18 protein-coding genes are annotated in these 20,549 nt (G+C 69.0%); 13 read left to right on the top strand and 5 right to left on the bottom strand.

Translation table 11 applies throughout. The features are described 5' to 3' along the window. Positions 1 to 8: 8 nt before the first annotated feature. Positions 9 to 509, bottom strand: a complete 501-nt coding sequence (locus tag NS283_RS06730; RefSeq protein ID WP_058596102.1) for a murein hydrolase activator EnvC family protein — start codon at positions 507 to 509, stop codon at positions 9 to 11. Between the two features lie 341 nt (positions 510 to 850). Here NS283_RS06730 and rpsB point away from each other — a divergent pair, with 341 nt between their 5' ends. From rpsB to NS283_RS06685, 9 genes are all read left to right on the top strand, one after another. Then, a complete protein-coding gene (rpsB, locus tag NS283_RS06725; RefSeq protein ID WP_058596101.1) occupies positions 851 to 1,744 on the top strand; it encodes a 30S ribosomal protein S2 in 894 nt (297 codons plus the stop codon). A gap of 143 nt (positions 1,745 to 1,887) precedes the next feature. Next, complete coding sequence (gene tsf / locus NS283_RS06720; protein ID WP_058596100.1) at positions 1,888 to 2,715, top strand: translation elongation factor Ts; 828 nt, start codon at positions 1,888 to 1,890, stop codon at positions 2,713 to 2,715. Positions 2,716 to 2,864: 149 nt separating this feature from the next. After that, positions 2,865 to 3,584, top strand: coding sequence for a UMP kinase (gene pyrH / locus NS283_RS06715; RefSeq protein WP_058596099.1), 720 nt, complete (start codon positions 2,865 to 2,867; stop codon positions 3,582 to 3,584). 75 nt (positions 3,585 to 3,659) lie between these two features. Beyond that, on the top strand, positions 3,660 to 4,214 hold the full coding sequence (gene frr / locus NS283_RS06710; protein ID WP_058596098.1) for a ribosome recycling factor: 555 nt from the start codon (positions 3,660 to 3,662) through the stop codon (positions 4,212 to 4,214). 5 nt (positions 4,215 to 4,219) lie between these two features. Next, positions 4,220 to 5,272, top strand: coding sequence for a phosphatidate cytidylyltransferase (locus NS283_RS06705; protein WP_058596097.1), 1,053 nt, complete (start codon positions 4,220 to 4,222; stop codon positions 5,270 to 5,272). Continuing rightward, complete coding sequence (locus tag NS283_RS06700) at positions 5,269 to 5,844, top strand: DivIVA domain-containing protein (RefSeq protein ID WP_058596096.1); 576 nt, start codon at positions 5,269 to 5,271, stop codon at positions 5,842 to 5,844. The genes NS283_RS06705 and NS283_RS06700 overlap by 4 nt, the downstream gene beginning before the upstream one ends. A gap of 46 nt (positions 5,845 to 5,890) precedes the next feature. After that, on the top strand, positions 5,891 to 6,592 hold the full coding sequence (locus NS283_RS06695; RefSeq protein WP_241490420.1) for a transglycosylase SLT domain-containing protein: 702 nt from the start codon (positions 5,891 to 5,893) through the stop codon (positions 6,590 to 6,592). Positions 6,593 to 6,601: 9 nt separating this feature from the next. After that, positions 6,602 to 6,889 carry a hypothetical protein gene (locus NS283_RS06690; protein ID WP_058596095.1) on the top strand — a complete coding sequence of 96 codons (288 nt, stop codon included), beginning with the start codon at positions 6,602 to 6,604 and terminating at the stop codon, positions 6,887 to 6,889. After that, positions 6,889 to 7,611 carry an alpha/beta hydrolase gene (locus NS283_RS06685; RefSeq protein WP_058596094.1) on the top strand — a complete coding sequence of 241 codons (723 nt, stop codon included), beginning with the start codon at positions 6,889 to 6,891 and terminating at the stop codon, positions 7,609 to 7,611. Before NS283_RS06690 ends, NS283_RS06685 begins: the two co-directional genes overlap by 1 nt. 6 nt (positions 7,612 to 7,617) lie before the next feature. Here NS283_RS06685 and NS283_RS06680 read toward each other — a convergent pair whose 3' ends face one another. Continuing rightward, positions 7,618 to 8,691 (bottom strand): AI-2E family transporter, encoded by a 1,074-nt coding sequence (locus NS283_RS06680; RefSeq protein WP_058596093.1) that lies wholly within the window; start codon positions 8,689 to 8,691, stop codon positions 7,618 to 7,620. 173 nt (positions 8,692 to 8,864) lie between these two features. Between NS283_RS06680 and NS283_RS06675 the strand changes: the two genes are divergently transcribed. Together NS283_RS06675 and NS283_RS06670 are read left to right on the top strand one after the other, a co-directional pair. Further along, the gene (locus NS283_RS06675) at positions 8,865 to 10,745 is read left to right on the top strand and encodes a glycosyl transferase (RefSeq protein WP_193752639.1); all 1,881 of its coding nucleotides are present in this window, start codon (positions 8,865 to 8,867) and stop codon (positions 10,743 to 10,745) included. Beyond that, entirely contained in the window at positions 10,742 to 11,683 is a 942-nt protein-coding gene (locus tag NS283_RS06670; protein ID WP_058596091.1) for a tetratricopeptide repeat protein, read from the top strand. The genes NS283_RS06675 and NS283_RS06670 overlap by 4 nt, the downstream gene beginning before the upstream one ends. A 56-nt stretch (positions 11,684 to 11,739) precedes the next feature. On the opposite strand, the gene glgB is transcribed toward NS283_RS06670, so the two are convergent. The 3 genes from glgB to glgX form a co-directional block, all read right to left on the bottom strand. Further along, entirely contained in the window at positions 11,740 to 13,881 is a 2,142-nt protein-coding gene (gene glgB / locus NS283_RS06665; RefSeq protein WP_058596090.1) for a 1,4-alpha-glucan branching protein GlgB, read from the bottom strand. Further along, entirely contained in the window at positions 13,878 to 15,962 is a 2,085-nt protein-coding gene (locus tag NS283_RS06660; RefSeq protein WP_058596089.1) for a maltotransferase domain-containing protein, read from the bottom strand. Before NS283_RS06660 ends, glgB begins: the two co-directional genes overlap by 4 nt. A gap of 68 nt (positions 15,963 to 16,030) precedes the next feature. Beyond that, positions 16,031 to 18,112: a glycogen debranching protein GlgX gene (gene glgX / locus NS283_RS06655; RefSeq protein WP_058596088.1), complete on the bottom strand. Its 2,082-nt coding sequence runs from the start codon at positions 18,110 to 18,112 to the stop codon at positions 16,031 to 16,033. Positions 18,113 to 18,161: 49 nt separating this feature from the next. On the opposite strand from glgX, the gene NS283_RS06650 reads away from it, so the two are divergent. Then, a complete protein-coding gene (locus NS283_RS06650; protein ID WP_058596087.1) occupies positions 18,162 to 19,346 on the top strand; it encodes a cysteine desulfurase family protein in 1,185 nt (394 codons plus the stop codon). 9 nt (positions 19,347 to 19,355) lie between these two features. Then, positions 19,356 to 20,453: a tRNA 2-thiouridine(34) synthase MnmA gene (gene mnmA, locus NS283_RS06645; protein ID WP_081317290.1), complete on the top strand. Its 1,098-nt coding sequence runs from the start codon at positions 19,356 to 19,358 to the stop codon at positions 20,451 to 20,453. The last annotated feature ends 96 nt before the right edge of the window (positions 20,454 to 20,549 follow it).

The raw sequence follows: 20,549 nt of genomic DNA, 5'->3' as shown, positions 1-20,549 counted from the left end.
TTCGGCCTTCAGCAGCACGGAAGGAGCCCCGCCCGCGGGACACCCCCCAGGAGCCGCAGCGGGTTGATGTACTCCCCTTCGAGCCGCACACCGAAGTGCACCGTCCCCGGCCCGGTGTGCCCACGCGTCGCGACCCCGCCCACCGGCGATCCCCGCGAGACGGCGTCTCCGACAGCCAGCTCCGTCGTGACGGGTTCGAGAGTCGTCACCAGACCGTCGCCGTGGTCGATCGTGACGACGGGCCGACCCGCGACCAACCCGGCGAACGCGACGCGGCCGGCGGCTGGTGCTCGAACGGATGAGTCCGCCGCGAGGTCCACACCGCGATGACCCGGTCCGTATGCGTGGGCGGGTGCCTCGTAACGTCGGATGAGCTGCACCTCGTCGACCGGCCAGACCCAGCCGCGCTGCGCCAGATCATCCGTCGCGGAGACCGAAGCCGCTGGACACATCACGGATACGACGATCGCGACCGCCGCGGAGACCGATCGGAGAGGTGAACGCCACATGGGATCAGTGTCGCCGGGGCGTCGGGTGTCGATGGCGCGGAGACCGGGGAATGGGGACGAATCGACGAAACACGCCGTGGGGGAGGAGTTGCCAGGGCGAGCGGTCGCCGATGCCCGTCCTGTACACTGGCAGACGCATCTCGTGTATTCGGGATGACTCCGCGTGCCCAGAGCGCAGCGCGCCGTCCTCCGGGACAGCGCATCGCGTGGCGTCCACACCCCATGGTCCTCCGCTTCGGCGGTTGGCGGGTGTGCGCCGGGCACCAGGCTCGTCGGACGACTCGTCCGGCGCGATCAACCACAACCACGGCGCGAGAGCGCCCAGAAACAGGAGTACGACCATGGCCGTCGTCACCATCCGCCAGCTGCTCGACAGCGGCGTTCACTTCGGACACCAGACCCGCCGGTGGAACCCGAAGGTGAAGCGCTTCATCCTGACCGAGCGTTCCGGCATCCACATCATCGACCTGCAGCAGTCGCTCGGGTACATCGACAAGGCGTACGAGTTCGTCAAGGAGACGGTCGCGCACGGCGGCACCATCCTCTTCGTCGGCACCAAGAAGCAGGCGCAGGAAGTCCTCGCCGAGCAGGCGACCCGCGTGGGCCAGCCCTACGTCAACCAGCGTTGGCTCGGTGGCCTCCTCACCAACTTCCAGACGGTGTCGAAGCGCCTCGCCCGGATGAAGGAGCTCGAGGAGCTCGACTACGAGAACCCGGCGGAGAGCGGCTTCACCAAGAAGGAGCTCCTCCTCAAGAAGCGTGAGCTCGACAAGCTGCACAAGTCGCTCGGCGGTATCCGCAACCTGCAGAAGACCCCCTCGGCCATCTGGGTCGTCGACGCCAAGCGCGAGCACCTCGCGGTCGACGAGGCCAAGAAGCTCGGCATCCCCGTGATCGGCATCCTCGACACGAACGCCGACCCCGACGAGTTCCAGTACCCGATCCCCGGTAACGACGACGCGATCCGCTCGGTGAGCCTGCTCACGCGCATCATCGCCGACGCCGCGGCCGAGGGCCTGATCCAGCGTCACCAGCCCGCCGGTGAGGACGAGGCCGCCGAGCCCCTCGCCGAGTGGGAGCGCGAGCTGCTCGAGACCAACGCCGAGACCACCGAGGCCGCGACCGAGTCGGCTGCCGACGAGGCCGGTGCCGAGGCTCACGACGAGACCGTCGCCGCCGAGGCGGGCGAGTCCGCCGCCGAGGTCGCCGACGCCGAGGCCACCGACAGCAAGTAAGCAGCGCGACGTTCGCACCACCGCGACGTCACCCGCACAGGCTACGATCCGGCGGGGTCGTGACCGCACCTCCTCGTGAGGTGCGGCGCCACGGCCCCGCCGAGCTCTTATCAAGAACGCATACGACAAGGAGACGCCACACCATGGCAAACTTCACGATCGCCGACATCAAGGCGCTGCGCGAGCAGCTCGGCACCGGCATGGTCGACACCAAGAAGGCTCTCGAAGAGGCCGACGGCGACGTCGAGAAGGCCGTCGAGATCCTGCGCCTCAAGGGTGCGAAGGGCAACGCCAAGCGCGCCGACCGCTCCACGAGCGAAGGCCTCGTCGTCGCTCGCGAGAACGACGGTTCCGTGACGCTGCTCGAGCTCGCCTGCGAGACCGACTTCGTCGCCAAGAACGAGCGCTTCATCGCCCTGGCCGAGAAGGTCGTCGACGCCGCAGCCGCTGCCGGCGCTGACTCCGTCGAGGCGGCCCTCGCCGCTGACGCCGGCGGTCAGAGCGTCGAGCAGCTCATCTCCGACGAAGCCGCGATCATCGGCGAGAAGGTCGAACTGCGTCGCGTGCGCACCATCTCGGGCGACAAGTTCGAGGTCTACCTGCACAAGACCAGCAAGGACCTTCCCCCGCAGGTCGGCGTCGTGCTCGCCTACACCGGTGACGACGCTGAGACGGCTCGCTCCATCGCGCAGCACATCTCGTTCGCGAACCCCTCTTACCTCACTCGCGATGCCGTGCCCGAGGCCGACGTCGAGAAGGAGCGCGAGATCGTCACCGAGATCTCGCGCAACGAGGGCAAGCCCGAGGCCGCCCTGCCGAAGATCGTCGAAGGCCGTGTCAACGCCTTCTTCAAGCAGGTCGCCCTGCTCGACCAGGACTACGCGAAGGACAACAAGCTGTCCGTCGCCAAGGTCGCGTCCGACGCCGGTCTGACGCTGACCGACTTCGCGCGCTTCAAGGTCGGCGCCTAACACCTTCGACAGGCTCAGGGCCCGTCACAAGGCCCGGGATGCCACGGCATCCCGGGCCTTTTTCCTGCGCGCGCGACGTTTCGACTTTGCCGTCAGGCAGATAGTTTGCGTCAGGCAGATAGTTTGGATGGAACGAGAGGACATGACACGTGATCGATGAAGCGACCAAGCGCCGCCGGGTGCTCCTGAAGCTGTCGGGTGAGGCATTCGGCGGAGGCCAGCTCGGGGTCAACCCCGACGTGGTCAGCCAGATCGCACGAGAGATCGCCGAGGCGGTCGATCGTGTCGAGATCGCGATCGTCGTGGGCGGGGGGAACTTCTTCCGCGGCGCGGAGCTCAGCCAGCGCGGCATGGACCGCGGCCGTGCCGACTACATGGGAATGCTCGGGACCGTGATGAACGCCCTCGCCCTCCAGGACTTCCTCGAGCAGGCGGGTGCCGCCACACGCGTGCAGTCCGCCATCTCGATGACGCAGGTCGCAGAGCCCTACATCCCGCGCCGCGCCGTGCGCCATCTCGAGAAGGGCCGCGTCGTCATCTTCGGAGCCGGTGCGGGCCTTCCGTACTTCTCCACCGACACCGTCGCGGCGCAGCGCGCGCTCGAGATCGGTGCGGTCGAGGTCCTGGTGGCCAAGAACGGCGTCGACGGCGTCTACACGGCCGACCCGCGCGTCGATCCGTCTGCGACGAAGCTCGACCACCTGACGTACAACGACGCGCTCCAGAAGGGCCTGAAGGTCGTGGACTCGACGGCGTTCAGCCTGTGCATGGACAACGGGATCGACATGCGCGTGTTCGGAATGGAACCCGAGGGCAACGTCACGCGCGCGCTCCTCGGCGAGACGATGGGAACGCTCGTCACCGCGTGAACCGCCGCGTGGGCCCGGGGTGCCGGGCCTACGCGCGACTAGACTGAGACGTCAGTCCCAACGAATGGAGTCACCGTGATCGCCGATGTCCTCGCCGATGCCGGAACGCGCATGGATCGCGCCGTGGAGGCCGCCAAGGAGGACTTCGCGACCGTCCGCACCGGGCGCGCGAACCCCCAGATGTTCCAGAAGGTCCTGGTCGACTACTACGGGTCGCCGACCCCGCTCGCACAGCTCGCCTCGCTGAACAACCCCGAGGCGCGCACGCTCGTCATCAACCCGTACGACAAGTCGGCGCTGAAGGCGATCGAGCAGGCGATCCGCGACATGCCGAACCTGGGCGTGAACCCCACGAACGACGGCAACATCGTTCGCATCACGATGCCCGAGCTCACCGAGGAGCGCCGCAAAGAGTACGTCAAGCTCGTCCGCGGCAAGGGCGAAGACGCGAAGGTTCAGATCCGCAATCTGCGCCGCAAGGCGAAGGACGACCTCGATGCCCTAAAGAGCGATGTCGGCGAAGACGAACTCGTCCGTGCCGAGAAAGAGCTCGACGGCGTGACGCGCGCGCACGTCGACCAGATCGACGAGGCCCTCAAGCGCAAAGAGGCCGAACTCCTCGAGGTCTGACGTCGATGACCGATGAGTCCGAACGCGACGACGCCGAGCCGCACACCGGTGCGGCCGGTCGTCGTCGTGCCGACGGACCGCGCCGATTGCCCGCCACCGGCGAAGGCGTGACGGCGATCGAATCGCAGTTGCGCGCGATGCGATCGGATGCCGAGCAGCACATCGCGCAGGCCCGCGCCGAGTTCGATCAGGCCAACGAGCGGATCAAGCAGCGCACGGGCCGCGACCTGATCCTCGCAACCCTCATCGGCGTTTTGATCGGGGCGGTCGTCATCGCGTCGCTGATCTTCTTCAAGTGGCTGTTCGTCCTCTTCGCTGCGGCGGCCGTGGGGCTGGCGATCTTCGAGTTCTCGCGCGCCCTCCAGGCATCCGGCCGACGCGTCGACATCGGCCCGCAGCTCGGGCTCGGTCTCCTGCTCCTGCTGAGCGGATTCTTCGCCGGACTGTGGGTGCACTGGGTCGCTGCGCTGGCTGCGGTCGTGATCGTCATCGTCTGGCGTCTGGTCGGTCAGATGTTCGCTCGCGACGGCCGGACGCGCGCCGCCGTCCTCGGCGATGTCCTCGTGGCGGGATTCATCCAGCTCTACCTCCCGTTCCTCGGTAGTTTCGCGACGATCCTGCTCTCGGAGGATCGGGGCGAGTGGTGGGTCCTCGCTTTCCTCATCGTGGCCGTCGTCTCCGACACCGGCGCCTATGTCTCGGGCTTGACCTTCGGGCGCGGCGGACGCCATCCGATGGCGCCGCGCATCAGCCCCAAGAAGACCTGGGAAGGCTTCGCGGGGGCGTTCGTCGCCGCTCTGGTCGCCGGTGTCCTCCTCGCGGCGTTCATGCTCCACATCCCGTGGTGGGCCGGGTTGATCTTCGGCGCCGTCGTGCTGGCGACCGCGACCGTCGGCGACCTCGGCGAGTCGATGGTCAAGCGCGACCTCGGCATCAAGGACATGAGCTCGTGGCTGCCGGGCCACGGGGGAGTCCTCGACCGCCTCGACTCGATCCTGTTGTCGGCGATCGCCGCCCTCGCGATGTTCTATCTGCTCGCCCCGCTGGGAGTGTCATGACCGAATCGACGACCGAAGACCGCCGCACGAGCACCCCGTTCCCGGACGCCCCCGGCCGGACGAAAGGGTACGAGAAGCGAGCCGTCGACCAGTTCCTCGCCCGCGCACGGGATGCCTTCGAGTCCGACGCGGAGGGCACTCTGCGCTCGACGGAAGTGCGTGCAACAGCGTTCCCTCTCGTCCGCGGCGGCTACGCCATCGCACCGGTCGACGCTGCGCTCGGACGGGTCGAAGACGCCTTCGCCGCGCGCGAGCGCGAACACGCGCTGTCTCGTCTCGGTGCCCGGGCCTGGGTCGCGGAGACCCGCGATACCGCACAAGTCGTCCTCGACAGGCTTCAGCGGCCGAGCGGGCACCGGTTCGATCGCGTCGGCTTCATGCGGTACGGCTACCGTGTCGAAGAGGTCGACGTGGCCGCCGACCGCATCGCCCGATACCTCGCCACGGGCGACCCGATCACCGCCGAGCAGGTGCGTTCGGTGGCGTTCCGCATGGAGCGCGGCGGTTATCGGGAGCAGCAGGTGGATGCCGTTCTCGACGCGGTCGTCGAAGTGATGCTCGCGATCGGTTGATCCACACGTCGCCGCCCTTGCATCGCATCGGTAGACTCGAGGAACTGTGACTTCCGGATCCGACCTCACACGTGCGTCTTCGCGCCACGTCTCGCGCCGTGGCGCGAACTCGGCCGACGTCATTCCTCCCGCCCTCCCTCGCCGCGGCGCCCCTCGGTGGTCTCGCCGCCGTGGTGTGGTCGGGGTGTTCGCCGGCTGCGCCGCGCTTCTCTTCGCGGCGGCCTACGTCGGACCCATGGGGGCCGTGATCTCGAGCGCGAAGGCCGAGGAGCCGAAGACGGTCACGCTGTTCGCCGAGGGGCTGAGCGACACGCAGGTCGTGGCCACCTCGGGCGAGCGCGAATCTCCGCAGCTCGACCGCGCGAGCTACAACGTCTACGTCAAGCCGAAGCCGACGCCGACACCCACTCCCTCCCCGGCAGACCAGGGGTCGTCGGGTGGCGGGGGTGGCCCGCTGTTCTACACAGGCGGCGGTGCGCCCGCCGAGTGGATGGCGGCCGCCGGCATCGCCGAGTCCGACATGGGCTACGTCGACTACATCGTCAGCCGCGAGAGCGGCTGGAACCCGAACGCGACCAACCGCTCGTCGGGAGCGTGTGGGCTCGTGCAAGCGCTGCCGTGCAGCAAGGTTCCCGGCAACGGGTACGACCCTGTCGACAACCTGCGGTGGGCCACCGGGTACGCGACGGGCCGATACGGCAGCTGGGCCGGTGCGTACGCGTTCTGGACCAGCAACCACTGGTGGTGAGTGGCATCCATGCCCCGCTCACGCAAGCGCCGCCCGGATTCCCGCCGCGGCGATGACTCGCTCGATCGGTTGATCGCCGGCTGGAAGCGCAACGAGGTCAAGCGCGGCATCGAGTGGACCGTGCAGCCGATATCCGCCCCTCAGGCGCAGAAGGAGTATCGCTGTCCGGGGTGCGGTCGGGCTGTCGAGCCGGGCGTCGCGCACGTGGTCGTGTGGCGCGCGGACGGCGTTCTCGGCGACGCGGCCGACCTGGCCGCGCGTCGCCACTGGCACACACCCTGTTGGAGGATTGCCTGATGGAGATTCGGGGACCCGTGCTGCTTCCGGCGCGACGAGAAGACATCGATCTGCAGACCGTCGACGGTCTGACCCTGGTCGGTGAGCTCGCCCTTCCGGCCGAGCGCGAGCCGGTCGCGACGCTCGTCACCCTGCACCCCCTGCCCACCGCGGGCGGGTTCATGGACTCGCACATCCTGCGCAAGGCGGCCGGCCGCCTCCCTGCCCTGGCAGACCTCGCCGTGCTGCGCTTCAACACGCGGGGGACGACTTCGCCTCGCGGTACGAGCGAGGGCTCCTTCGACGGAGGAGCGGCCGAGGCTTTCGACGTCGCCGCGGCCATGGATGTCGTCCGGGAGCGCGGGCTGCCGCGCCCCTGGCTCGTCGGTTGGTCGTTCGGGACGGAGCTCGCGTTGAAGTACGGACGCGACCACGACATCGAAGGCGTCATCCTGCTCTCTCCGCCCCTGCACCGCGCCACCGCCGACGAGGTCGCGGCGTGGGGCCAGGATCAGCGTCGCGTCGTCGTGCTCGTGCCGGAGTTCGACGACTACCTGCGCCCCGACGAGGCTCGCGAGCGATTCGCGTCCATCCCGCACGCGACGCTCATCGCGGTGGACGGGGGCAAGCACCTCTGGGTCGGAGAGACGCAGACCCGCCGTGTCTTGACCGAGATCGTCGCCGCGGTGAACCCCGACGCGTTGCCGCTCGCCGTCGAGTGGGACGACGACGTCGCGGACTGACTCTCGTCAGCGCTCGTTCTGGCGCGGGATGATGACCTCGCGATAGATGATCAGGATGCTGGCCGCCACCGGAATGGCGATCAGCGCACCGAGCAGGTTCAGCAGCGCTCCGCCGGCGAGCGCCGCGATGACGACGACCGCCCCCGGGACCGACACGGCGCGGTTCATGATCCGCGGTGAGATGACGTACGCCTCGATCTGCATGTACACGAGGTAGTAGATGAGGGCGATGAGGGCCATCGTCGGCGAGCCGAGACCGGGGATCAGACACGTCAGGACGATGATCGTCGACCCGGTCAGGGTTCCCACGAGCGGGATGAGCGAGAAGAAGAACGCCACGACCGCGAGGACCGCCGGGAAGGGGGCGTTGATGATGCTCAGGAAGATCGCGCTCAGGATGCCGTTGATGACGCCCAGACTGACCTGACCCATCACGTAGTACCCCACCGAATCGGTGATCTTCTCGGCCAGCTCGATGAAGCGGGCGCGCTTGGACGCGGGCACCAGCTGGTAGACCGCCGATTTGAGGGACGGAGTGGATGCCGTGAAGTAGATCGTCAGGATCAGGACGATGAACGCGCCACCGAGTCCGGCAGCGACCGCCCCGCCGATCGTCAGCAGACTGTTGCCGACCATGGTGGAGATCGAACCCACGTCGAGCGTCGAGAACCAGTGCTGGATGCCGGCCCACACCTGATCGAGGGGGAGCCACGGCAGAGTCGACGAGGCCCAGTCCTGCGCGCCGGAGACGATCTCGTTCCACCGACCGGGCCGGAGGAGTTCCTCGACCTGTGCGACGAGCTGAGCGATCTGGCTCACGATGATCGGCACGACCATCAGGATGATGCCCGCGAAGATGCCGAGAACTCCGAGGATCGTCGCGAGGACGGCTGCCCAGCGCGGAAGCCCGCGCCGTTCGAGGAAGGAGACCACCGGGTCGAGGCCGAGCGAGAGGAACAGCGCAGTGCCCACGTAGAGGAGGATCGTCGACAGGTTCTCGACGCTGCCGATGAGCAGGAGCCCGACGCCGACACCGAGGGTCGCGAGCAGCGCCACCCGGAAGGGGTTGTGGATCTTCATGCCGGGGACTCCCGCCTCCTGCGGCCGTGGCCGCGTCCTTTCCGCAAGGATACTGAGCGCGCGGCGGTGGGGCGCGTCCAGTCCTCGCCGCGAACTTTCAGGAGTCCTCCGATAGTCTGAAACGTCGATTCTTCGGCGACCACCCGAGTCGCCGATTGAGGATGGTGCATAGCGTGAGATTCGTCTGGGCCGTGGTGGCGTTCATCATCGCCGCCGTCATGATCGGTGCGGGCATCGCCCAGCGCACCGTGTTCCAAGGGCCGGCGGAGACATCGCAGACGATCCAGACGGATCAGTCGACCGCCTACACGATGATCGACGGCGCGGTCCTCGGCAACCTTCCGGGGGCGCAGACGCTGCGCGTCGACGGCGACGCGAATGTCTTCGTGTCCTACGGCCGCACCGAGGACATGCGAGCGTGGCTCTCGGACGCCGAGTACACGTCGGTCACGATGGGCGACCAGAACACCGTCGAGACCTCCGTCGTCGAACCGACCGTGGAGTCCACGCCCGCGGATTCGACGACCGCGACGGATGCGACCGGGGGCACGGATGCCACGGGAACGGCCGATACCACGACCGGAACGCAGACGGCCGGTGCGCGTTCACCGGTCGGGTCCGACCTCTGGCTCGACGAGTTTGAGCAGACCGGCACCCTCACCCAGACCCTGCAGCTTCCCGCCGATATGAGCGTCCTCGTCGCCTCGGACGGACAGGCGCCGGCCCCCTCCACGATCACGGTGACGTGGCCGGTCGACAACTCCACTCCGTGGGCGGGCCCGCTCATCGTGGGCGGGGGAGTCGTGCTGCTCATCGGCCTCGTGCTCTACGTCCTCGGCATCCGTCATGTCCGTCGCTCGCGGCGGCCCCGTCGCAAGGGGCTTCCGCTGCCGGTGACGGAACCGATCTCGATCGCCGACGGCGAGGACAAGGGCATGATCAGCGAGTCGACCCGCCGTCGAGGAACCGGCCGGACACGCGGTGCGCTCGGGTCGGGTCGTCGTGCTCTCATCGCCCTCCCCGCCCTCGGGGTGTCCGCAGCGCTCTTCGCGGGCTGCTCCGCCGACGCGTGGCCGCAGATCGCCGCTTCCGATTCCCCGAGCCCGTCCGCCACGGTGATCGTGCCCGAGGGGCAGTTCCCGCCCGCGGTCACCGAGGCGCAGGCGCAGCGCATCGTGTCGAAGATCTCGCAGACGGTCGCGCAGGCCGACGCGGCGATGGACGCCACCGCCGCCGAGACGCGCCTGACCGGTCCGGCGCTCGCCGAGCGCAAGACCAACTACACCCTGCGCGCGGCCATCCCCGACCGTCCGGCGCTGCCCGCCATTCCCGCGGAGCCGGTGCAGATCACGCTTCCCCAGACCACGAACGCGTGGCCGCGTACCGTGATGACCGTCGTCGAGTCCGCCGACGCGAGCGCCCCCACGACGACGATCATGATGATGACGCAGGACGACCCCTGGTCGGAGTACCGGGCCTCCTACGTCGGCAACCTCGAGGCATCCACGAACCTGCCTGAGCTCGCCGCGCCATATGTCGGCGCGACCCAGGTGCCGCCGGACTCCTCGTTCCTGGTGATGCCGCCGAACGAGCTCGCCACCGCCTACGCGGACCTCATCAACAACGGACAGAACAGCGCGTCGTGGTCGAAGTTCGACACGGCCAACGACCTGCTCCTGCCGGCGATCGAGGAGAACAAGAAGAAGCGGACCGACGAGCTCAACCAGACCGGAGCGGGCACCGCGGAGATCAGCTTCACGGCATCGGCCGGTCCCACGGATCCGATTGCGCTCGCCACCCTCGACACCGGTGCGATCGTCGCGGTGAACGTGTACGAGAGCGACACGGCGAAGCCGACAAACGCGGACGCCGTCATCAAGCTCGACAACAACCCGGCGGTCAAGGCCCTCACCGGCGTCGACCAGTCGGCGACGGGCTTCACCACCACGTACTCCGACCAGATCTTCTTCTACGTCCCGAGCCAGGGGTCGGACGATCCGATCCGTCTCCTCGGCTACCGATCCAGCCTCCTCGAAGCGAAGGTGTCCCCGTGAGCACTCCTGCCCCCGGCTCCGTCATGCGCGGTGCGGTCGATCTGTCGTCGCTGCGCAACCGTCCCACGCCGCCCGCGACGGGTGGCGCTCCCGCGCCGACCGCGGATGCGCCGGCGACGAAGCTGATCTTCGACGTGACCGACGCGTCCTTCGGAGACGTGCTCGAGCTCTCGCGGACGGTCCCGGTGGTCGTCGACCTCTGGGCGGAATGGTGCGGGCCGTGCAAGCAGCTCAGCCCGGTGCTCGAGAAGGTCGTGACCGAGCTCGGCGGTCGGGTCGTTCTTGCGAAGGTCGACGTCGACGCCAATCCTCAGCTCGCACAGGGCTTCCGCGCGCAGTCGATCCCCATGGTGGTCGCTCTCGTCGCGGGCCAGCCGGTTCCCCTCTTCACGGGCGCGGTCCCCGAACAGCAGGTGCGCGAGGTCTTCGCGCAGCTCCTGCAGCTGGCGGCGCAGCACGGCGTGACCGGAACGGTGCCGACGGGAGACGAAAGCGCGGATGCCGATGAGCCCGTCGAGGCTCCGCTGCCGCCGCTGCACGCCGAGGCGTTCGCCGCGATCGAAGAAGGCGACTATCCGCGGGCGATCTCGGCCTACGAGCGCGCTCTCGCGGAGAACCCGCGCGACGCGGAGGCCGCCGCCGGCCTCGGCCAGGTTCGTCTCCTGAACCGGGTCCAGGACGCTGACCTGCAGCAGGCCCGCGCGGCCGCCGCCGCGGCTCCCACCGACGTCGAGGCCCAGTTCCTCGTCGCCGATCTCGATCTCGCCGGCGGCCACGTCGACGATGCGTTCGGACGCCTGCTCGACCTGTTCGCAGCCCTTCCGGCGGAAGAGCGCGCTCCGGTGCGAGCGCGTCTCCTGGAGCTCTTCGGCATCGTCGGTGACGACGACGCGCGCGTCCTCCGCGCGCGAGGGCGACTGGCGTCCCTGCTCTTCTGATCATCGACGAAGGGCCCGTCCGCCGAGGACGGGCCCTTCGTCATATCGGTACCGGGTCAGGCCCCTGCGGAGTGCTGCAGCCAGAGCACCCCGAGCGGCGGCAGAGTCAGGACGGCGCTTCCGCGCGCGTCCGTCGTCACGGCGCCGAAGTTGCCCTGACCCGAGCCGCCGAAGGCTTCGGCGTCGCTGTTGAGGACCTCGGTCCACGTCCCCGCCTCGGGGAGATCGATCGGGAAGTCGCCGAGGGGCACGCCCGAGAAGTTGCACAGCACGGCGATTGTGTTGCCGTGGTGATCGCGCCGGGCGAAGGCGAGCACGTTCGGGTTCCAGGCGGGTGCGCCCAGGCGCGAGAACGCCGCTCCGTCGTGATCGCGCGACCACAGCGGCGCGTGCTCCTTGTACACGCGGTTGAGCTCGGCCACGAAGTCGTGCAGCTGCGCGTGAGACGGCTGGTCGAGCATCCACCAGTCCAGGCCGCGTCCTTCGGACCACTCGGACATCTGGCCGAACTCCTGGCCCATGAACAGCAGCTGCTTGCCGGGGTGGCCCCACATGTACGCCAGGAACGCGCGCATGTTCGCGAGCTTCTGCCAGTGGTCTCCCGGCATCCGTCCGAAGAGGCTGCCCTTGCCGTGTACGACCTCGTCGTGACTGATCGGAAGGATGAAGTTCTCGCTGAACGCGTAGACGAACGAGAACGACAGCTCTCCCTCGTGGTGCGAGCGGTACATCGGATCGCGCGCGATGTACTGCAGGGAGTCGTTCATCCACCCCATGTTCCATTTGAAGCCGAAACCGAGGCCGGCGTGGGACGTGGGCGCGGTGACGCCCGGGAAGCTCGTGGACTCCTCGGCGATCATCGCGATACCGGGGTAACGCTTGTACGAGGTCGCGTTGACCTCCTGGAGGAAACGGATCGCCTCGAGGTTCTCGCGCCCGCCGAACTGGTTGGGCGCCCATTCGCCGTCGTTGCGGGAGTAGTCGAGATAGAGCATGGAGGCGACGGCATCCACTCTCAGACCATCGACGTGGAACTCCTCGAACCAGTAGAGCGCGTTCGCGACGAGGAAGTTGCGCACCTCGTTGCGGCCGTAGTCGAAGATGAGCGTGCCCCAGTCCTTGTGCTCGCCGCGGCGGGGGTCGGGGTGCTCGTAGAGCGCCTCGCCGTCGAAGCGCGCCAGGGCGAACTCGTCCTTGGGGAAGTGGCCGGGGACCCAGTCCATGATGACGCCGATGCCGGCCTGGTGCAGGCGATCGATCAGGTAGCGCAGATCGTCGGGGTCGCCGAAGCGGCTCGTCGGGGCGTAGTAGCCCGACACCTGGTAGCCCCAGGAGCCGCCGAACGGGTGTTCGGCGAGCGGCAGGAACTCGACGTGCGTGAAGCCCTGAGCGCCGACGTAGGCGATGATCTCGTCCGCGGCGTCGCGATACGACAGCCCCTGCTTCCACGAGCCGAGGTGGAGCTCGTAGATCGACATCGGACGGTCGATCGGCGCGCTGTTCGAACGCTCCGTGATCCAGCTGTCATCCGACCAGGTATAGGTCGAATCCGTCACGACCGAAGCCGTCGCGGGCGGAACCTCGGCGAGGCGCGCCATCGGGTCGGCCTTCTGCACCCATGCGCCACTGCGCGCGAGGATCTCGAACTTGTAGCGCGCGCCGACGCCCACGCCCGGAACGAAGAGCTCCCAGATACCGCTGGACCCCATGGAGCGCATCGCGCTGCCCTGACCGTCCCAGCCGTTGAAATCGCCGATCACGCGCAGCGCCCGCGCATTGGGAGCCCAGACGGTGAAGGCGGTCCCGGAGATACCGTCGATCTCGCGCACGTGCGCTCCGAGGACACGCCACAGCTCCTCGTGTCGGCCCTCGGCGATGAGGTGCAGGTCGAGCTCGCCGACCGACGGCGGGAAGCGATAGGGATCGTCGGCGACGTGACCGACGCCGTCGTCGTAGGTCGAGCTGACGCGGTACGCACCGGGGTGGCCGGGGACGGACGCTTCCCAGATCCCGCCCCGCACGTGCGACAGAACGGCCGTCGTGCCGTCACCGAGTTCGGCGACGACCTCCTTGGCGAGGGGGCGACGAACGCGGATCACCCACCCCTCAGCGGTCTCGTGCGCGCCGAGGACGCTGTGCGGGTCGTGGTGCGTGCCGTAGGCGACGGCATCCAGGATCTCGGCGGGAAGCGTGCTCATCGGACCTCCTTCACGTGCAGGATGTGCACGGGTTCGTCGAACGCGTCCAAGCGCACGAAGTTGTGATCGGCCCAGGTCCAGACCTGACCGGTCACGAGGTCTTCGACCTCGTAGGGGGTGCCGGGCTCGACGCCCCACACCGTGGTGTCGAGATGCACCGTGCTCTGCCGCGCCGAGTGCGGGTCGACATTGGCGACGACGATGATCGTGTCGCTCTCGCCGGTGGGGGAGAGCGCCGCGTCGAGGTGCTTCGAGTAGACGAGGATCGCGTCGTCGTCGCTCCAGTGCACGTCGAGGTTGCGAAGCTGGCGCAGGGCGGGGTGGTCGCGCCGCACGTGATTCAGCATGCGCAGGTAGGGAGCGAGGGAATCGCCCGCCGCTTCGGCGCCCACCCAATCGCGGAACTTGTACTCGTACTTCTCGTTGTCGATGTTTTCTTCCGACCCCGGACGAGCCACGTTCTCGTAGAGCTCGTAACCGGCGTAGACGCCGTAGGTCGGTGCGGCCGTCGCCGCCAGGGCCGCGCGGATCTTGTAGGCCGGACGGCCTCCGAACTGGAGGTACTCGGTGAGGATGTCGGGGGTGTTGACGAAGAGGTTGGGGCGCAGGAAGTCGGAGGTCTCGTGCGCGAGGCCCGAGAGGAACTCCTCGAGCTCTTCCTTCGTGTTCCGCCACGTGAAGTAGGTGTAGCTCTGCTGGAACCCGGCCATGGCGAGTCCCTGCAGGGGAGCCGGGCGCGTGAACGCCTCGGCGAGGAAGACGACGTCGGGCTCTTCGGCGCTGACGGTCGCGATCAGCCACTCCCAGAACTGCAGGGGCTTGGTGTGCGGATTGTCGACGCGGAAGATGCGGACGCCCTGGGCGATCCAGTGCCGCACGATCCGCAGGACCTCGGCGCGGATGCCGTCGGGGTCGTTGTCGAAGTTGACCGGGTAGATGTCCTGGTACTTCTTCGGCGGATTCTCGGCGTAGGCGATCGAGCCGTCGGGCAGCGTCGTGAACCACTCGGGGTGCTCCGTCACCCACGGGTGGTCGGGCGAGGCCTGGAGGGCCAGGTCGAGCGCGACCTCGATGCCCTGGGCGCGTGCGGCCGAGACGAAGGCGCGGAAGTCGTCGAGAGTCCCGAGGTCGGGGTGCACGGCGTCGTGACCGCCCGCCGGACCGCCGATGGCCCACGGCGAGCCGGGGTCGCCGGGCGACGTGACGAGGGTGTTGTTCGGGCCCTTGCGGTTGCTCTCGCCGATGGGGTGGATCGGCGGCAGGTACAGCACGTCGAAGCCCATGCCGGCGACCCCCGGCAGACGGTCCGTCGCGGTGCGGAAGGTTCCGCTCACGACGGTTCCGTCTTCGGCGCGCGTCGCGCCCTCGGATCGGGGGAAGAACTCGTACCACGCGCCGACGCCGGCGCGCTCACGCTCGACGAGCAGCTCCGTCTCACGCCCCACCGAGACCAAGCCCATCACGGGCCTGGCCGTGAAGATGGCGGCGATCTCGGGGCTGCGGACGATCTCGAGGGCGACGTCATCGTGCGTGTCCGGGTCGCGCAGCGCGCGCGCCGCCTCGTACAGCACGTCCTTGTCGCTGCCGGGGCGCTTCTTCTCCCCGCGCGCGCGGTCGAAGAGCCGGGCACCGATCTCGCGCATGAGAGCGGTGTCGACCCCCGCGGCGATCTTGACGTCGGCCGCGTGCTCCCACGTCGCGAACTCGTCGGCGAACGCTTCGAAACGGAATCGCCAGATGCCCTGCTCGAGCGGAGCGACGAGCGTGGACCACCGGTCGAACCCGTCGTTCAGGGGGCTGAGCCGGTGCAGCGACTCGTCGCCGGAGGGCGAGAACAACCTCACGTGCACGCCGATGCGGTCATGCCCTTCGCGGAAGGCGGTGACCGTGAAGGGGACGGCCTCGCCGACGTACGCCGACGGGCGGAAGCGTCCGCCCGGCACGCTGGGGTGGGGGAGCGCGAGCGGGATGCGCGGCGTCACCACGCCCTTCGCGGTCGGCGTCGGTTTGACCGGGCGCTCGGGAATCGAGGCGCCGCTGCGCCAGGGACGTACGGGCGTAGGAGTCGTCGTGGTGGCCACGATCCGAACCTATCGCGGCCCGCCGACCTCACGGCATCCATTCTCCCGGCCTTGACACGGCGGCCCGGTTACTCGACGCGGAACAGTCTCATCGACGTTCCCGCGACGGCGAGCACATCTCCCGCGGCGAAGCGTTCGCCGTGCTCGGTCGGGGCCTCTTCCTCGCTCGACCAGAGCGAGACGAACGAGACGCCCGGCTCCAGCGTCGGCAGCGTCACGTCGATCGCGCGCTCGTTGCCGTGCACGATGAGCAGGATGCGATTGAGTTGCTCTTCCTCGGGCGTCGAGGTCGCCAGATATTGCAGAGTCCGGTGCGACGGGTCGGTCCACCGCTCGCCCGACATGGTCTCGCCCCGCTCGTCGAACCACTCCATCACCGAGGCCGAGGGGATGCTCTCTCCCGCTCGGGCGAACCGCTTCGGGCGCAGCGCCGGGTTCTCGCGCCGCAGCTGCAGGAGGCGCTGCGTGTGTGCGAACAGGTCGCGTTGCCAGGGCGCGAGGTCCCACGACAGCCACGTGAGGGTCGAGTCGTGACAGTAGGCGTTGTTGTTGCCGCGTTGGGTGCGGCCCATCTCGTCGCCCGCGGTGATCATCGGCACGCCAGCCGATAGCAGGAGCGTGCCCATGAGGTTGCGCATCGCTTTGCGGCGTGTGGCGAGCACCCGTTCGTCGTCGGTGCGGCCCTCGGCCCCGTGGTTGAACGAGCGGTTCGTGTCGGCGCCGTCGCGGTTCTGCTCGCCGTTGCCGAGATTGTGCTTGACGTCGTACGAGACCAGGTCGCGGAGCGTGAATCCGTCGTGGGCGGTCACGAAGTTGATGCTCGCGAGAGGTCCGCGCTCTTCGCTGAAGGTGTTGGACGAACCGGCGAGTCGCGTCGCGAAACCCCCGATGCCGACCGGGGCGGTATCGGCCCGGCGGGCGTAGTCGATGTCGCTCAGCCAGAAGTTGCGCACCCGATCGCGGTAGCGGTCGTTCCATTCGTGCCAGCCCTCGCCGAAGGCGCCGGTCTGCCACCCGCCCATGCCGACGTCCCACGGCTCGGCGATGAGCTTGGTCCCGGCCAGGTGCTCGTCGTCTCGGATGGCCTGCAGCAGCGGATGATCGGGCGTGAAGGAATGGTTCGCGTCGCGCCCGAGCGTCACCGCGAGGTCGAAGCGGAAGCCGTCGATCTGCACATCGTTCGTCCAGTACCGCAACGAGTCCAGGACGAGGCGCGCAGCGGCATCCGTCGACGTGTTCACCGCATTGCCGCAGCCGGTCTCGTCGATGTAGACGCCCTCGTCGGTCTGTCGGTAGTAGGAGCGGTTGTCGATGCCGCGCAGGCTCGTGCGCGGGCCGCCGATGCTCTCTTCGGCCGTGTGGTTGTAGACCACGTCGAGGATCACCTCGAGGCCGGCCTCGTGCAGGAGCTTGACCATTCCCTTGAACTCGCGCAGGACGGCCTCGGGCCCCTCGGCGCGGCTCGCGGCCGTGGCGTACGCGGCGTGCGGGGTGAAGAAATTCAGCGAGTTGTAGCCCCAGTAGTTGGTGAGGCCGAGTTGGAGCAGGCGCGGCTCGGTCGCGAACGCGTGCACGGGGAGCAGTTCGACGCTGGTGATGCCCAGCGAGTGGAAGTGCTCGATCATCGCGGGGTGCGCGAGGCCGGCGTACGTGCCGTGAAGCGCGGGCGGGATGAACGGATGCCGCTTCGTCAGCCCTTTGACATGCCCCTCGTAGATGACGGTGCGGTCCATCGGCACCCGCGGCTTGGTGGACGCGCCCCAGTCGAAGGCGCCGTCGATCACCACGGAGCGCCAGTCGCCGAACGACCCGGAGACGAGTCCGCGCGAGTAGGGCTCGATGAGAAGCGTCTGCGGATTGAAGGTGTTCCCCGGCCCGTGCGGACCACCGACGCGGATCGCGTAGCGCGCACCCGGGCGCAGCAGGGGAGTCGTGACCTCGAACACCCCGCCACCCGTCGGCGCCATCGTGAGCGTCTCGGTCGCCCAGTCGAGATCGACGTCGTCGAACACGAGGAGCTGCATCGCGTCGGCGTGAGCCGACCACACGCGCAGGGTGCCTCCGTCGGGGCCGAGGGTCACACCGAGGTCGTCGAATGCGTCATCGAGCAGGCCGGCGTGCGGGGGAAGGACAGTCTCGGGTCGGACCATGAGATCTAGGGTAGTGAAGGCGGCGCGCGTCGTCGGGAGGGAAAGCGGGATGCAGGTCTACCTCGATCACGCAGCGACCACCCCGCTGCGCGCAGAAGCCCGGGAGGCATGGCTGGCCGCGCACGAGGTGCTGGGCAACCCGTCCTCGATCCACGGCGCCGGCCAGGCCGCCAGGCGTCTGCTCGAAGACGCCCGCGACGAGCTCGCGCGCGTTCTGCGGTGTCAACCGATCGAGATCGTCTTCACGTCCGGCGGGACGGAGGCGGCGAACCTCGCGCTGAAGGGACTGTGGTGGGCGCGCCCTCACGGGTCGGACACGGTGGTCCTCCCCGACGGGGAGCACCACGCCACGCTCGACGTCGTCGGCTGGCTCGCGTCGGCCGACGGCGCCGACGTCCGGGCAGTCGCTCTGGACGATGCGGGACGCATCGGCACCGACGCCTTCGCCGCGGCCCTCCCCGGCGCGGCGCTCGCGACGGCGCTCGTGGCGAACAACGAGGTCGGAACGCTGCAGGATGCCGCGAGCCTGTCTTCCGCGGCATCCGCGGCCGGAGTTCCCCTTCATCTCGACGCGGTCTCGGCGCTCGGACAGGTCCCGATCGATTTCGCCGGTTGGCGGGGGACAGGCACGGCGGGCGGAGGACTTGCCGCGCTGTCGGTGTCGGCGCACAAGGTCGGCGGTCCCGTCGGTGTCGGAGCCGCCGTCGTGTCGCGCCACGCGACCCTGACGCCCCTGGTGCACGGCGGGGGACAACAGCGGGGGCTCCGCGCCGGTACCCAGGACGTCGCCGGAGCCGCCGCCTTCGCGGCGGCTGCCACCGCAGCCGAGGCCGAACGCGAAGACGAGACGCGGCGGCTGAGCGCCCTGCGCGATCGGCTGATCGACGGCATCCGTCGTTCGATTCCCGAGGCTCGGCTGCTGGGCGACCCGGTCGACCGGCTTCCGGGGAATGCGCACGTCTTGTTTCCGGATGCCGCGGGCGAGACGTTGCTGTTCCTCCTCGACATGGCGGGGGTCGCGGTTTCCACGGGGTCGGCGTGCCAGGCCGGCGTGGCCGAGCCGTCTCACGTGGTCCTGGCCCTGGGGCTGGGGGAGCGCGCGGCGCGTTCGGTGCTCCGTTTCACCCTCGGACGCACCTCGACCGCGGGGGACGTCGATGCCGTCCTCACCCTGCTTCCGGACGCCTACGCCCGGGCTGTGGCATCCGGAGCCCGTTCAGGTCACGCTTCGTAGACTGGGACGATGCGAGTTCTGGCGGCGATGAGCGGTGGCGTCGATTCCGCGGTGGCGGCGGCGCGCGCCGTCGACGCCGGCCACGACGTGGTCGGCGTGCACCTGGCGCTCTCGCGCGCCGGCGGCACGCTTCGCGCGGGGAGCCGCGGGTGCTGCACGATCGAGGACGCGATGGACGCCCGACGCGCGGCCGACAAGCTCGGGATGCCGTTCTACGTCTGGGACTTCTCGGAGCGGTTCCGCGACGACGTCATCGACGATTTCGTCGCGGAGTACCGCGCGGGTCGGACGCCCAACCCCTGCATGCGATGCAACGAGAAGATCAAGTTCGCCGCGCTCCTCGAGCGCGCGATCGAGCTCGGCTTCGACGCCGTCTGCACCGGGCACTACGCCACTCTCGTCGACACGCCCGAAGGGCGGGAGCTGCACCGGGCGTCGGACAACGCCAAGGACCAGTCGTACGTCCTGGGCGTGCTGACGGCCGAGCAGCTCGCGCACACATACTTCCCGCTGGGCTCGACCCCGTCGAAGGCGCTCGTGCGCGCCGAGGCGGAGGAGCGCGGCCTGACGGTGGCGCAGAAGCCCGACAGCCACGACATCTGCTTCATCCCCGACGGTGACACCCGCGGCTGGCTCGCCGACAAGGTCGGTGCCGAGAAGGGCGAGATCCTCGACCGTTCGGGAGCCGTGGTGGGCACCCACGACGGAGCTCACGCGTTCACCGTCGGCCAGCGCCGAGGGCTGCAGCTGGGCGTTCCCGCCGCCGACGGCAAGCCGAGGTTCGTGCTCGAGGTGCGTCCGGTGAACAACACCGTGGTGGTCGGCCCGAAGGAGGCTCTGGCCTGCGCCGAGATCGCGGGGGAGCGTTTCACGTGGGCGGGGCGCGCGCCGTCGGCGACGTCGTTCTCGTGCGACGTGCAGATCCGCGCCCACGCCGATCCGGTTCCCGCGGTCGCGACGCTGGACGGCGGCGTGTTGACCGTGCGCCCGGAGGTGCCGTTCGACGGCGTGGCCCCCGGCCAGACGGCGGTGCTGTACGACGGCACGCGCGTGATCGGGCAGTTCACGATCGACCGGACCGTGTCGGCGGTGCCGGTCGAGGTCTGAGCGCTGTCGCGGAAGGCGCGGCGCCGGGACAGGGCGGCGTCACCGCAGAACAGCCCTGCGCGCGCGGCGTGAGGGCGCTGCGCGCGGGCGGGAGGG

The sequence above is a fragment of the Microbacterium testaceum genome (genome assembly GCF_001476285.1).
In the GTDB taxonomy this organism is placed as follows: domain Bacteria; phylum Actinomycetota; class Actinomycetes; order Actinomycetales; family Microbacteriaceae; genus Microbacterium; species Microbacterium testaceum_B.
The sequence above is the reverse complement of the archived record's forward strand: the minus strand, read 5'-3'. Positions and strand labels throughout refer to the sequence as shown.